Annotated in this window: 12 protein-coding genes; 6 read left to right on the top strand and 6 right to left on the bottom strand. The window is 66.3% G+C overall.

Going from position 1 to position 12,005, the window contains the following annotated elements; all coding sequences use genetic code 11:
* Positions 1-36 precede the first annotated feature (36 nt).
* A complete protein-coding gene (locus AC3IR9_RS11520; protein WP_489290894.1) occupies positions 37-1,008 on the bottom strand; it encodes an AraC family transcriptional regulator in 972 nt (323 codons plus the stop codon).
* A 199-nt stretch (positions 1,009-1,207) separates the two neighbouring features.
* Here AC3IR9_RS11520 and AC3IR9_RS11515 point away from each other — a divergent pair, with 199 nt between their 5' ends.
* From AC3IR9_RS11515 to dld, 5 genes are all read left to right on the top strand, one after another.
* Positions 1,208-1,636 (top strand): VOC family protein, encoded by a 429-nt coding sequence (locus tag AC3IR9_RS11515; RefSeq protein ID WP_489290893.1) that lies wholly within the window; start codon positions 1,208-1,210, stop codon positions 1,634-1,636.
* A gap of 189 nt (positions 1,637-1,825) precedes the next feature.
* Positions 1,826-3,484 carry an L-lactate permease gene (gene lldP, locus AC3IR9_RS11510; RefSeq protein ID WP_489290892.1) on the top strand — a complete coding sequence of 553 codons (1,659 nt, stop codon included), beginning with the start codon at positions 1,826-1,828 and terminating at the stop codon, positions 3,482-3,484.
* 64 nt (positions 3,485-3,548) lie between these two features.
* Positions 3,549-4,313 carry a transcriptional regulator LldR gene (lldR, locus tag AC3IR9_RS11505; RefSeq protein WP_489290891.1) on the top strand — a complete coding sequence of 255 codons (765 nt, stop codon included), beginning with the start codon at positions 3,549-3,551 and terminating at the stop codon, positions 4,311-4,313.
* Between the two features lie 3 nt (positions 4,314-4,316).
* Positions 4,317-5,468 (top strand): FMN-dependent L-lactate dehydrogenase LldD, encoded by a 1,152-nt coding sequence (gene lldD, locus AC3IR9_RS11500; RefSeq protein ID WP_489290890.1) that lies wholly within the window; start codon positions 4,317-4,319, stop codon positions 5,466-5,468.
* A 5-nt stretch (positions 5,469-5,473) separates the two neighbouring features.
* Positions 5,474-7,180, top strand: a complete 1,707-nt coding sequence (dld, locus tag AC3IR9_RS11495) for a D-lactate dehydrogenase (protein WP_489295801.1) — start codon at positions 5,474-5,476, stop codon at positions 7,178-7,180.
* A gap of 40 nt (positions 7,181-7,220) precedes the next feature.
* Here the strand turns inward: dld and AC3IR9_RS11490 are convergent, their stop codons facing one another.
* The gene (locus AC3IR9_RS11490; protein WP_489290889.1) at positions 7,221-7,541 is read right to left on the bottom strand and encodes a hypothetical protein; all 321 of its coding nucleotides are present in this window, start codon (positions 7,539-7,541) and stop codon (positions 7,221-7,223) included.
* Positions 7,542-7,650: 109 nt separating this feature from the next.
* Between AC3IR9_RS11490 and AC3IR9_RS11485 the strand changes: the two genes are divergently transcribed.
* Positions 7,651-8,151, top strand: coding sequence for a DUF1543 domain-containing protein (locus AC3IR9_RS11485; RefSeq protein WP_489290888.1), 501 nt, complete (start codon positions 7,651-7,653; stop codon positions 8,149-8,151).
* A gap of 15 nt (positions 8,152-8,166) precedes the next feature.
* Here the strand turns inward: AC3IR9_RS11485 and AC3IR9_RS11480 are convergent, their stop codons facing one another.
* The 4 genes from AC3IR9_RS11480 to AC3IR9_RS11465 form a co-directional block, all read right to left on the bottom strand.
* Complete coding sequence (locus tag AC3IR9_RS11480) at positions 8,167-8,907, bottom strand: M949_RS01915 family surface polysaccharide biosynthesis protein (protein WP_489290887.1); 741 nt, start codon at positions 8,905-8,907, stop codon at positions 8,167-8,169.
* 136 nt (positions 8,908-9,043) lie between these two features.
* Positions 9,044-9,568 (bottom strand): hypothetical protein, encoded by a 525-nt coding sequence (locus tag AC3IR9_RS11475; protein ID WP_489290886.1) that lies wholly within the window; start codon positions 9,566-9,568, stop codon positions 9,044-9,046.
* 37 nt (positions 9,569-9,605) lie between these two features.
* Positions 9,606-10,166: a hypothetical protein gene (locus tag AC3IR9_RS11470; RefSeq protein ID WP_489290885.1), complete on the bottom strand. Its 561-nt coding sequence runs from the start codon at positions 10,164-10,166 to the stop codon at positions 9,606-9,608.
* 3 nt (positions 10,167-10,169) lie between these two features.
* Positions 10,170-11,987 (bottom strand): peptidoglycan-binding domain-containing protein, encoded by a 1,818-nt coding sequence (locus AC3IR9_RS11465; RefSeq protein WP_489290884.1) that lies wholly within the window; start codon positions 11,985-11,987, stop codon positions 10,170-10,172.
* Between the last annotated feature and the right edge of the window lie 18 nt (positions 11,988-12,005).

Genomic DNA, 12,005 nt, shown 5'->3' with positions numbered 1-12,005 from the left:
CCAATTGAAGTGTTGTGCGAAGTACGCCGACAAACGTTACTGTTTCGTTTTCGTTGGGCCTTGGCACGATTCGTGGCGGACATGTGCCGAATTAGCGTTAGTTGCAAGTGCACGTGCACGCGTGCGGTATGCCGAGGCGCTGGTGCCGAAGTGCGCGCGGAAAGCGCGCGCGAAACTGCAGCTGCTTTCGAAGCCGCAGGCGGCGCCAACTTCTCCGATGATCAGGTCACTGGACAGCAGCAGTCCGGCGGCATGCGCCATGCGAAGCCGCACCCCGGCGGCTTGCGGGCTGACGCCATACACGCCCTGGAAGGCTTTGGAGAAGTACCAGTAGGACATGCTGGACAGGCGCGCCAGCTCGCCAACGCTGACCACCCGATCGACGTTGCCCTCCAGCATCAGATGGGCGCGGCACAGTCGCGCCAGGACATGGCGCTTGCGACAGCGCGAGCGTCCGGGGCAGCGATCTTCCTGTATCAGAAGCGCCTGTTGCAGGTGCGCGAGGTGGTACATCAATGGTTGCAGCGCAGTGCCCGACGTGCCCGCGTCGCAGGGCGCCCGTTGCGCCAGTTGCCGCCACAGGCGCAGCCCCAACTGCAGGTCGTAACGGGGCATGTGGCCGCGACCCGGATACAGACGACAGGCATTGTCATCGAGTAGTTCCAGTACTCTTCCGCAAAGGGCCACGCCAATACAGACGCCCTGCCGGTCGGCCTGCAGATGAGGCCGCGACTCGCGGTCCAGGACGATCCAATCCCCGCGACGCAGGCGGAACCGGCCTTCGCGCGATGCCAGCCAGCTGCTGCCGCGCAACTGCATCCACAGCGTCAAGGCACCGCCGACGAGCTGTACCGACGACATTCGGGATACGCCAATGCAGATGCCTGCATGCCGCTCCTGCGCATCGATAGTCAGGCTCTGGCCACGATCCACCCAGTTCATTGATTGCATATCGCTCAGGTCCAGTACCAGCGGACGCACAATGCGCAGCGCGTGCCGGTGGTTCAAAGAACTGCGTCAACGTTCCGTGTACGAAGGACAATGACGTCAATCAATGGCGCACCTGGGCCGTTGAGGCCGACCGGGCAACTGCCCGGACCTGCACGCCTCTCCAACACTGCGTCTAGGACGCCATCACGGTCCGCGCGGCATGCTTGGGCCAGACATCGGCCCGCAGCGTTGGCCGATCCGACCCAGGAGAGACGGCATGCGACCTTTCGAGATTCGACATATCGACCATGTGGTGTTGCGTGTGATGGATCTATCGCGCGCACTGCATTTCTATCGTGACGTGCTGGGTTGCGCCGTGGCGCGGGAGCGGCCGTCATTGGGCATGATCCACCTGCAGACGGGCAGCTCGATGATCGACCTGGTCGCCATCGACGGCGTGCTGGGCGCGCGCGGCGGCCCGGCCGCCGGCGAGTACGCCCGAAACGTCGACCACCTGTGCCTGCGCGTGGAGCCGTTCAACGAAGCAGAGGTGCGCGCGCATCTGGAGGCCAATGGAATCGCGGTTGCGGGGCCTGCCGAAAGCAACTTCGGCGCGGAAGGGGACGGCCTGTCGCTCTACGTCAGAGATCCGGACGGCAACGGAATCGAGTTGAAAGGCGCTCCCGGGAACTGCTGTGCGACATAAGTGGTAGTACCAATAACTCCGGCATAAACCTATGGTCTAATAGGCCTGTACCGCAATTGACGCTTCAATGCGGGCAGCTCCGACGCATATTTTGATATTGGTAATGCCAATAATCAGGGCGGCGGAGTTTCCAGGGCTCACGCGGTGCTCTGCCGCGTGGCCCCCGTCCGCTCCTGAAGAGATCCGTCGATGCAGCCCTGGCAACAACTGTATGACCCCGCTGGCAACCTCTGGCTGTCCAGTCTGATCGCGCTGTTGCCGATCGCCTTCTTCTTCGTCGCCCTGGCCGTGCTGCGCATGAAGGGATGGCTGGCCGGCACCCTGACCGTGATCATCGCGCTGGCGGTGGCGCTGCTGTTCTACCGCATGCCGGTGCAGCAGGCGGTCGCCGCCGGCGCTTACGGTTTCATCTACGGGCTGTGGCCGATCGCCTGGATCATCCTGGGCGCGGTGTTCCTGTACAAGGTCTCGGTCAAGACCGGTCAGTTCGACATCATCCGCGCCTCGATCCTGTCGGTGACCGAAGACCAGCGCCTGCAGATGTTGATGGTCGGCTTTGCCTTTGGTGCGTTCCTGGAAGGGGCGGCCGGCTTTGGTGCGCCGGTGGCGATCACCGCCGCACTGCTGGTCGGGCTGGGCTTCAAGCCGCTGTATGCGGCCGGGTTGTGCCTGATCGTCAACACCGCCCCGGTGGCTTTCGGCGCGATGGGCATCCCGATCATCGTGGCCGGGCAGGTGACCGGCCTGGACCCGTTCGAGATCGGGCAGATGGCCGGGCGCCAGCTGCCGTTCCTGACCCTCATCGTACTGTTCTGGATCATGGCGATCATGGATGGCTGGCGCGGGGTCAAGGAAACCTGGCCGGCGGTGCTGGTGGCCGGTGGCTCATTCGCCATCGCCCAGTACCTGACCTCCAACTTCATCGGCCCGGAGCTGCCCGACATCACCGCCTCATTGGCGTCGTTGGTATGCCTGACGCTGTTCCTGCGCAGGTGGAAGCCGGTGCGGATCTTCCGCTTCGACACCCCAACCAGCGCCGAGGCGGCGGCGCAGGCGCTGGACGCACCGCGCTACCGTGCCGGCCAGATCATCAAGGCCTGGTCGCCGTTCCTGATCCTCACTGCGATGGTCACGGTGTGGAGCATCCCGCCATTCAAGGCCCTGTTTGCCGCCGGGGGCGCGCTGCAGCACTGGGTGCTGAAGCTGCCGGTGCCGTCGCTGGACCAGCTGGTGCAGAAGATGCCGCCGATCGTGCCGTCACCGACCGCCTATGAAGCGGTCTACAGATTCGATGCGGTATCGGCCATCGGCACCGCGATCATGCTGGGCGCGGTGCTGGCCATCGTGCTGTTGAAGATGCGCCCGGCCGCGGCGCTGCGCACCTTCGCCGAGACCGCCAATGAGCTGAAGGTGCCGATCTATTCGATCGGCATGGTGCTGGCGTTCGCTTTCATCGCCAATTACTCGGGCCTGTCGGCCACCTTGGCGCTGGCGTTGGCCCACACCGGCAAGGCATTCACCTTCTTCTCACCGTTCCTGGGCTGGCTGGGGGTGTTCCTGACCGGGTCGGATACCTCCTCCAATGCCTTGTTCTCGGCGCTGCAGGCCACCACCGCGCAGCAGATCGGGGTGTCCGACGTATTGCTGGTGGCCGCCAACACCACCGGCGGGGTGACCGGCAAGATGATTTCGCCGCAGTCCATCGCCATTGCCTGCGCCGCGGTGGGCCTGGCCGGCAAGGAGTCGGACCTGTTCCGGTTCACGGTCAAGCACAGCCTGATCTTCACCGTGATGGTGGGCATCATCACCACGCTGCAGGCCTACTGGCTGACCTGGATGATTCCCTGAGCATGCGCGTGCATCGGCCGGTAACATCAACCCCATCCCCCGCCTCCGCAGCGACAATGACGGCATGAAGAGCGAACGCCTGTCCGACAAAGTGGCCGCGCAGCTGCGCAACCTGATCACCGCCAACCACCTGCAGCCGGGCGACCGGTTGCCGGCCGAGCGGCCGTTGGCGGTGCAGCTGGGGGTATCGCGCACCGCCTTGCGCGAGGCCATCGCACAGCTGTCCAGCCAGGGCCTGCTGACCGCACGGGTGGGGGGCGGCACCTACGTCAGCGAACCGGCGGCACGCGCACGTCAGGCCATCGACGAGCCGTTGATGCCATATCTGCCGCTGTTCCAGGGCGACCCGGAATACCGTTTCGACGTACTCGAGATTCGCCACGCGCTCGAAGGCGCCACCGCCTGGCACGCCGCGCTGCGGGCGACCGATGCCGACCGCGCGAAGATCCGCCAGGCTTTCAACACCATGATGGAGGCGCATGGCAAGCACGATCCGGCCGGCGAAGCGCGCGCCGATGCCGCCTTCCACCTGGCCATCGCCGAGGCCTCGCACAACCTGGTGCTGCTGCAGGTGATGCGCGGCCTGTTCGAGCTGTTGCAGACCAACATCTCGCAGAGCCGCGAGAAGCTCTATACCTCAGCGCGTACGTTCGAGCCGCTCTCGGTGCAGCACCGCGAGATGATGGACGGGGTGTTGTCCGGCGATCCCGAACGCGCACGCGCGGCCGCGCACGCGCACCTGGAATTCGTGCACACCTCCCTGCGCACGCTTGATGACAACGAAGCCCGGCGCGCCCGTGCCTCGCGGCTTCCTCCTGCCCACGGTTGACCCATGATCATTTCCGCCTCCACCGATTATCGTGCCGTCGCGCAGCGCCGCCTGCCGCCGTTTCTGTTCCACTACATCGATGGCGGCGCATACGCCGAGCACACGCTCAAGCGCAATGTCGCCGACCTGGCCGACATCGCGTTGCGCCAGCGCGTGCTGCGCGACATGGCCGACCTGAGCCTGGACACCGAACTGTTCGGCGAACGGCTGGCGATGCCGGTGGCGCTGGGGCCGGTCGGGCTGACCGGCATGTGCGCGCGGCGCGGTGAAGTACAGGCGGCGAGGGCGGCGGCGAGTCGCGGCATACCCTTCACCCTGTCCACGGTGTCGGTATGCCCGATCGAGGAAGTGGCACCGGCGATCGACCGGCCGATGTGGTTCCAGTTGTATGTCCTGCGCGACCGCGGCTTCATGCGCAATGCGCTGGAACGGGCCAAGGCGGCCGGCGTGAGCACGCTGGTATTCACCGTGGACATGCCTACCCCCGGCGCGCGCTACCGCGACGCACATTCGGGCATGAGCGGCCCGAACGCGCCACTGCGACGCATGCTGCAGGCTGCCACCCATCCGCGCTGGGCGTGGGACGTGGGCCTGCGCGGGCGTCCCCACGACCTGGGCAACATCTCCACCTACCGCGGCAGCCCGACCGGACTGGCCGACTACATCGGCTGGCTGGGCAACAACTTCGACCCGTCGATTTCGTGGAAGGACCTGGAGTGGATCCGCGAGTTCTGGACCGGCCCGATGGTGATCAAGGGCATCCTCGACCCGGACGATGCGCGCGATGCGGTGCGCTTTGGTGCCGATGGCATCGTGGTCTCCAACCATGGGGGCCGCCAACTCGACGGCGTGCTCTCCACCGCCCGCGCACTGCCGGCGATTGCCGATGCGGTCAAGGGCGAGCTGAAAATCCTGGCCGATTCGGGCATCCGCAATGGGCTGGACGTGGTACGCATGCTGGCGCTCGGCGCCGACACCGTGCTGCTCGGGCGTGCCTTCGTATACGCGCTGGCGGTGCAGGGCGGGGAGGGCGTGGCCAACCTGCTGGACCTGATCGCCAGGGAAATGCGCGTGGCGATGACCCTGACCGGCGCGAAGCGCATCGCCGACATCAACCGCGACCTGCTGGTGGCCGCCGCCCGGAACCTTTCGTGAGCGCAGTGCCGGCAGATCCCGCGCTGCTGGCGCAACTGCGGGACATCGTCGGTGCGCGCCATGTGCTCAGCGGGGATAAACCGACCCGACGCTTCCGCAAGGGCTACCGCTTCGGCGACGGCGCGGTACTGGCCGTGGCCCGTCCCGGCAGTCTGGTGGAGCAATGGCGCGTGCTGCAGGCGGTGGTCGCGGCCGATGCCATCGTCATCATGCAGGCGGCCAACACCGGTCTGACCGGTGGATCGACCCCCGACGGCAAGGACTACGACCGCCCGGTGGTCATCGTCAACACGCTGCGGTTGACCGGCATCCAGCTGTTGAACGAGGGCCGCCAGGTAGTGTGCCTGCCGGGGGCCACGCTGGACCGGCTGGAGCAGCTGCTGGCCCCCCTGGACCGTGAGCCGCATTCGGTGATCGGCTCCTCCTGCATCGGCGCGTCGGTGCTGGGCGGCATCTGCAACAACTCCGGCGGCGCGCTGGTCCGGCGCGGCCCGGCGTACACGGAACTGGCGCTGTTTGCCCAGGTGGATGCAGCCGGGCAACTGCAGCTGGTCAATCACCTGGGTATCGCACTGGGCGAGGCGCCGGAACAGATTCTCGACCGCCTGCAACGGGGCGATTACACGCCGGCCGAGGTCGACAACGATAGCGGACGCGCGGCGACCGATCCGCGTTACGCCGAACAGGTGCGACAGGTGGATGCGTGCACCCCGGCGCGCTTCAACGCCGATCCCTCGCGCCACTACGAAGCGTCCGGATCAGCCGGCAAGCTGGCGGTGTTCGCGGTGCGCCTGGACACCTTCGAACGCGAACACGCCGAGGTGTTCTACATCGGCAGCAACGCGATGGACGACCTCACCGCCATCCGTCGTCACCTGCTTACCGCGTCCAGGCGCCTGCCGATTTCCGGCGAGTACCTGCACCGCGAAGCATTCGACATTGGCGAGCGTTATGGCAAGGACACCTTCCTGCTGATCGACCGTTTCGGTACGGCGCGCGTGCCAGCCGCGTTCGCACTGAAAAGCCGCATCGATGGTTGGTTCGAGTCGGTGGGCCTGCGCGGGGTGACCGACCGGGCGATCCAGGCGCTGATGCGGGTGTTGCCGGGGCATCTGCCCGCGCGCATGAAACAGTTCCGTGATCGTTACGCGCACCACCTGCTGCTCAAGGTGTCGGCGGTGGATGCCGCGGCGACCGAGGCGTTTCTGCGTGCGCACTTCGCCGATGGCGAGGGCGATTTTTTCCATTGCAATGCCGATGAAGGCCGCAAGGCCTTCCTGCATCGCTTCGCCGTGGCCGGTGCCGCCGTGCGCTACCGCGACGTGCACCGCGATACGGTGCAGGACATCGTCGCATTGGACGTGGCCCTGCGCCGCGATGATCGCCAGTGGGTGGAACAGCTGCCAGCGGCCATCGATGCCAAGCTGGCCGGCAAGCTGTACTACGGCCATTTCTTCTGCCACGTGTTCCATCAGGATTACATCGTGCGCAAGGGCGAAGACCCGCTGGCGATCGAGCATGCAATGTGGGCCTTGCTGGATGCGCGCGGCGCCGAATATCCGGCCGAGCACAACGTTGGCCACCTGTATCCGGCCAAGCCGGCGCTGGCGGCGTTCTACCGGCAGCTGGACCCGGGCAATGTGTTCAACCCGGGCATCGGCCAGACCCCGAAGACACGCGGCCGGCAGGAGGGCGACTGCGCCGGGCAGTGATGCCGAAGGAGCCACCGCATCGGTGGCTCCTTCGCTGTGATCATTCGCAGCGGATGGCCGTGATCACGTTGCGCTTGTCGATGAACACGCGCAGCCGGTCCTGGCGCAGGTCGCGGGTGGTGATGGTTTCCGGCCCGATCGGGTTGACCAGACCGGCGCCGCTCTGCGCGGCCAGCTTGCGCATGTTGGCCTCGTCGGCCAGCTGGCCGATGGCCCAGTCCAGGCCATCGGCCTTGCACAGGCCCGGGCCCTTGACCACCGGCCCGGGGGTGCTGACACAGGCCGCGAGCGCCAGGCTGGCGGCGATGGCCAGCGATGCCGGGACGGCACTGGAGCGGAAGGTGCGAGAGAGGAAAGTCATGCGATGGTGCTCCTGCAATGTCAGGTGCTGACGATACCACTGCCGGACGCGGCACCGCGTGCCGGCAGGGCTACACTACGCGCCGTTCCGGTGGTTCCAGGAGTCAATGATGCTGCACGTGTTCATGCTGGGCGGGCGCCATCCGCGCGCGCGCATCGAAGTCCATGACGTGGCCTTCGCCAACGTCGCGCATGTGGAGGACGCCTACCCGCAGCTGCGCCAGGACTGGTTCGGCCAGGCCAAGGGCCTGCATGTGGATGGCTGGCTGGCGGTGGACGGGGTGGAGGACTACAAGGTCCGCTTCCATGACGCCGCCGCCGCCGCCGCCGATGGCGCACCGCGCCTGTTCTTCGTCAACCTCGGTGGTTACGTGCCGGGCTCACTCGGCGAAGCGCACGACTACCTGCTGCTGGTGGCCTCGGACATGGCCGAGGCCAGGGCGAAGGCAAAAACGCGCTGCGATGCGAGCTGGATCAAGCCGCACACCGACACGGTGCTGGACGTGGATGACTGCATCGCCATCGACCAGGTCGGCGGACGCTACGTGCAGCTGCAGCACGGACCCCATGCCGGCATCACGCTGGTCAGCGATTACATCGTGATCGGCTGAGGCAACGCGCGCCGATCAGGGCGCGCCATCACCCTCCACGTCGGGCATGGCACGGACCGCCTCCCAGATGGCATCCAGGTGCTGCCGGTATGCGGCAGGCGCAGTGGCGATCTCCTCACCGTCCTTGCGTTCGCCTCCGAACGGTGGCTCTCCCTCCAAGGTCACCAGCGAGGTGCCCTCGATGGTGTAGGTGGCATCGGCGGTAATCAGGGTGATATGGATTTCGTGGGAATCGATGCCGCCGCCGCAGAACGTGTGGCTGGCGAGGGTGATCTCGGCGTCGCCGTCGTTGTCCAGGTCGGTGGCACCGACCTGCCCGGTGAACCAGCCGGCCTCCAGATCGACCCCCGGGCAGGGCATGCGGATCTCGCGCTGCCAACGCTGCACGAACGGTTGCCGGGGCTGCGCACGCTGGTGCAGGGTCGCACTGAGCACGGCCACGGCGACCGGTTCACCGAAGTCCGGATCGTCTTCGGTGCGATCGCGGCGGTCCAGGACCAGCAGCGATTCGCCTTGCCGATCCTGGAAGTGTACGGTCACCTGGCCGCCTTCAACGCCCACTGCCTGCGCCGCCTCCGCCGACAAATCGGGCAGCAGCGAAAAGCCCGGCGCGCTGGCGGCGGGCGGGGCCGCTAGAGTGTTCGCCGGTGTCGGTACCGGGCCATTGCAGGCCGCGAGCAGTACCACACTGGGCAGCCAAACCCACCCGCGCGAAATCAGGGAGGCGGGAGTCATCGGTGCGGAACGGTCGGGCATGAGGGCAATCCATTGCGTGGCGCCACGATCATCGCCGATCTCCGCTGCGGGCGGCGAGTGAACACGTCGCAAATGAACCCGGTCGGGGTGGCAGCGTCGGGTCGCAGGCGTGTGCACGTATCGGCGCCGCCCTGGGTCAGGAGGCTGTTTCCGATTGCTTTCCGGCAAACGACGGGCAGGATTCTTCGATGCCCGCCGCAGCAGGCGCCGTTTCGACCAGACGGCCATCGCGCTGCCGACGCACGACATCATCGATCCTGACCCATTGCCGGTCCTGGCTGAAGTTCACCTCGTAGGGGCCATGCACAAGGGAGAAGGTGACCAGAACGCGGTCTCGCTCCAGATCCAGCAGGAAGAGGATGGTGTAGGGCGTAACGCCCGGCGTTATCTGCGCCCAGGGCCGTCCCCAGGCCAGCGCCCGAGTGCGATCGCAGCTGACCTGCCAGGCATCCACGGCCGATCCGAGCGCAATGCGGACGGTGCGTCCATCGCGCTGGAAGAGGAAGTCCTCCCCACGGCCTGCGAACGCGGTAGTGCGGGTAATCGCGGTCGGTTCCCCAGCCGGGTTGACGGGAGGCTGCTTCCAGCCGTCAGCGCTGGAACACGCTGCTGTCAGCGCGGAAACGGCGCCCAGCAGCACGTACCGCAGCACGCGCGTCATCCAAGGGGCGGTGCGTGTGGAGGGACAGTCGCCGTGCTCACCGGGTACCGGAGCACACCGACTCCGGATCCAGCTTCGGCGTCTCGACGTAGGTGTAGGTGCCTGGATCGAAGAGGAGCGTGATGCGCTGCAGTGGGTCGTTCTCGTGCCCCGGTGCCGCACACCCGCGCGTAGCGGCCAGTTCGGGCCATGCGGTGGCGCTGCTGGCGGGCACGATGACCTCCTTGAACTGTCCGTCCAGCACCTTGATGGCCGTGCCATCGCCGCACTGCACGAAGCCCAGGTAGTGCACCACATCAACGTCGCCGTAGTTCGAGCCGAGGTGCTTGACCAACTGGTCCGGATGGCCATCGGCGTTGAAGTCCGGTGTACCGGCACTGTAGGTCTGGCCGACGGTCAGGCTGTAGATGCAGTCCTCATCGGCATCCGGTGGGCATGCACTTATCTGCCCCTGCTCAAAGACCTTGATCTCCACCCGGTCGTCGATCGGCGTGGCGGCGCAACGTTGCTGCAGGGTCTGCGCGGGGGATGCGGCAGAGCAGCTGCTGGCGACGCCACACACCAGTGCGAGTGCCAGCCAGGCGTTGGAAGGTGTCATGGATCAGATTCCCGTGGTATCGATATGGAAGCTGTTGCGGCCATCGCGGAGCACGCCCAGTTCGTTGTTGACGGTGTAGTTCCGGCCCGCGCGACCGGCATACGTCGGCCATGCCACCAACTGGTTCTGGGTGGCGTTGATGGCGGCCGCATCGGTCAGCAGCCGTGCGGTGAGGGCACGCTCGTGGGCGTCGGCCCATTGCGCCGGCCCGCCGGTCCAGGTGAGCTGCGGATTGGCGACAATCGCGGCGCGGATCGAATTGGGCACACTCGTGCCGGTGACATGCGCGGGCCGGAAGATATGCCAGCGCAGCAGGATGGCCATTGCCTTTTCGGAGGTGCAGATCGTGCCCAGGGTGCCGGTGACATGCACGGCGCCGGCGGTGATGTTGATGTTGATCGCGCGCAGATCGCGCAATCGTAGCCGCACCATGTCCCACATTGCCTGCTGTACACCGGTGATGTTCCTGCCCGCCATCGCCCAGCGATGGAACCAGTGCCAGGTCTTGAAGTAATCCGCTTCGGCAGCCGTACGATCAACCATGGGCAACTGCTGATTGGCCGTCGCCGTCTGGGCAAGCGCCGCGGCGGCCTGGTTGGGTTGGGTCTGCTCGTTGTGCTGGCGGACCCAGCCTTCGTACTTGCGTGCGGTGCCGTTCCACAGCGTGCCCGCATTGGGAGCAGTCCACTGGCTGGAGGGGAACAGGCCGAAGTTGCCGAACGCGGACTGGTAGTGGGCCGCATTCCGGTGCAGCAGGTAGGCGAGGAAGCCGGCCAGCTCGCCGTTGTCATAGCCGTTGGCCGGGCGCAAGCCCATGGTCCAGTGGCAGGGTCCCAGGGAAACCAGTGCGTCATCGTAACCATTGACGCTGTCGAACATCCCCATGCATTCCTGTTCGGCCGTGGCCCGCACAACGCGGTAGGTCGATGCAGTGGCGCCGTTGGGGGCGGCAACAAGGGTCGCCAACGTGGTGGCAGGTCCGATCAGCCGTTCCGGGGTCATTTCCGCCTCTGCCCAGGTGTGCGAAGGCGCCACGCTTTGCGCGCCGCCGTAGCCGGTGTAGCGGGCGTATCCACCCAGCACGTGGTACTGGTCCTGGCTGCGCGTTGCAGGATAGGTGTAGTAGCGGCTGTAGTCGCGCGAGAACATCCGTACGTAGTGGGTTACCTGGTTGGCCGCATTGCGGATCTGGCCCTGGGTGATCTCGTTGTAGTTCCAGATGTTGACACCGTTGGCGACGGGCGCGGTTCGCTGCCCGGTGGCACGGGCGACCTGCCAGGCTTCGATCACCACCGGGCAGCGGTAGTTGTGCTGCAGCCAGTATTCGATCGCCGTGCGGGTGCGTGCGTTGACCACGCCGCTGATCGGGCCGGTGTAGCGGGATGCGTTGGCGACCCGGTCCAGCGAGCCAACGTAGTAGCTCTCCGGCGGGGTGGAGTTCGGCCGCAGTCCCAGTGCGCCCACTTCAGGGGCGGTGGTGCCGGCCTGCGGCAGCCAGCCATGCAAGCGGGCCACATTGGCCTGGGCCACGTTGGCCATGGCCGCGTAGATCTGGAATTCCCGCACCGCCCATTCCGTGCCGCGGCCAAAATCGCCGTCCGGCGTGCGGATGAACAGAAATCCCAACGTGCGCAGGTCATTCTGCAACTGCCGCACATGCTGCGGAACCGCCACGGTCGCGCCGCCCTGGTTCTGCGGCGTCTGTGCATTGGCTGCGGCAGCCGGAGGTGGGTTGTTGGTCCCACCCCAGCGCGGGGCCTGATTGTTGGCAGGGGTGCCGTCGTGGTCGCCCCGTCGAAGATCGTAGTTGCCGTAGACCATGCTGCATCCGTCCTAGAT

The sequence above is a fragment of the Stenotrophomonas sp. GL_101 genome, assembly GCF_057835675.1.
Note: the sequence above shows the minus strand (reverse complement) of the source record. Positions and strands in the feature narration are given on the sequence as shown.

Excerpts from the sequence above, each read along its gene's own strand:
- AC3IR9_RS11490 (WP_489290889.1), bottom strand. The coding sequence starts at position 7,541 with ATGACTTTCCTCTCTCGCACCTTCCGCTCCAGTGCCGTCCCGGCATCG.
- AC3IR9_RS11515 (WP_489290893.1), top strand. The coding sequence starts at position 1,208 with ATGCGACCTTTCGAGATTCGACATATCGACCATGTGGTGTTGCGTGTG.
- AC3IR9_RS11485 (WP_489290888.1), top strand. The coding sequence starts at position 7,651 with ATGCTGCACGTGTTCATGCTGGGCGGGCGCCATCCGCGCGCGCGCATC.
- lldP (WP_489290892.1), top strand. The coding sequence starts at position 1,826 with ATGCAGCCCTGGCAACAACTGTATGACCCCGCTGGCAACCTCTGGCTG.
- lldR (WP_489290891.1), top strand. The coding sequence starts at position 3,549 with ATGAAGAGCGAACGCCTGTCCGACAAAGTGGCCGCGCAGCTGCGCAAC.
- AC3IR9_RS11470 (WP_489290885.1), bottom strand. The coding sequence starts at position 10,166 with ATGACACCTTCCAACGCCTGGCTGGCACTCGCACTGGTGTGTGGCGTC.
- AC3IR9_RS11475 (WP_489290886.1), bottom strand. The coding sequence starts at position 9,568 with ATGACGCGCGTGCTGCGGTACGTGCTGCTGGGCGCCGTTTCCGCGCTG.
- AC3IR9_RS11465 (WP_489290884.1), bottom strand. The coding sequence starts at position 11,987 with ATGGTCTACGGCAACTACGATCTTCGACGGGGCGACCACGACGGCACC.
- AC3IR9_RS11480 (WP_489290887.1), bottom strand. The coding sequence starts at position 8,907 with ATGCCCGACCGTTCCGCACCGATGACTCCCGCCTCCCTGATTTCGCGC.
- lldD (WP_489290890.1), top strand. The coding sequence starts at position 4,317 with ATGATCATTTCCGCCTCCACCGATTATCGTGCCGTCGCGCAGCGCCGC.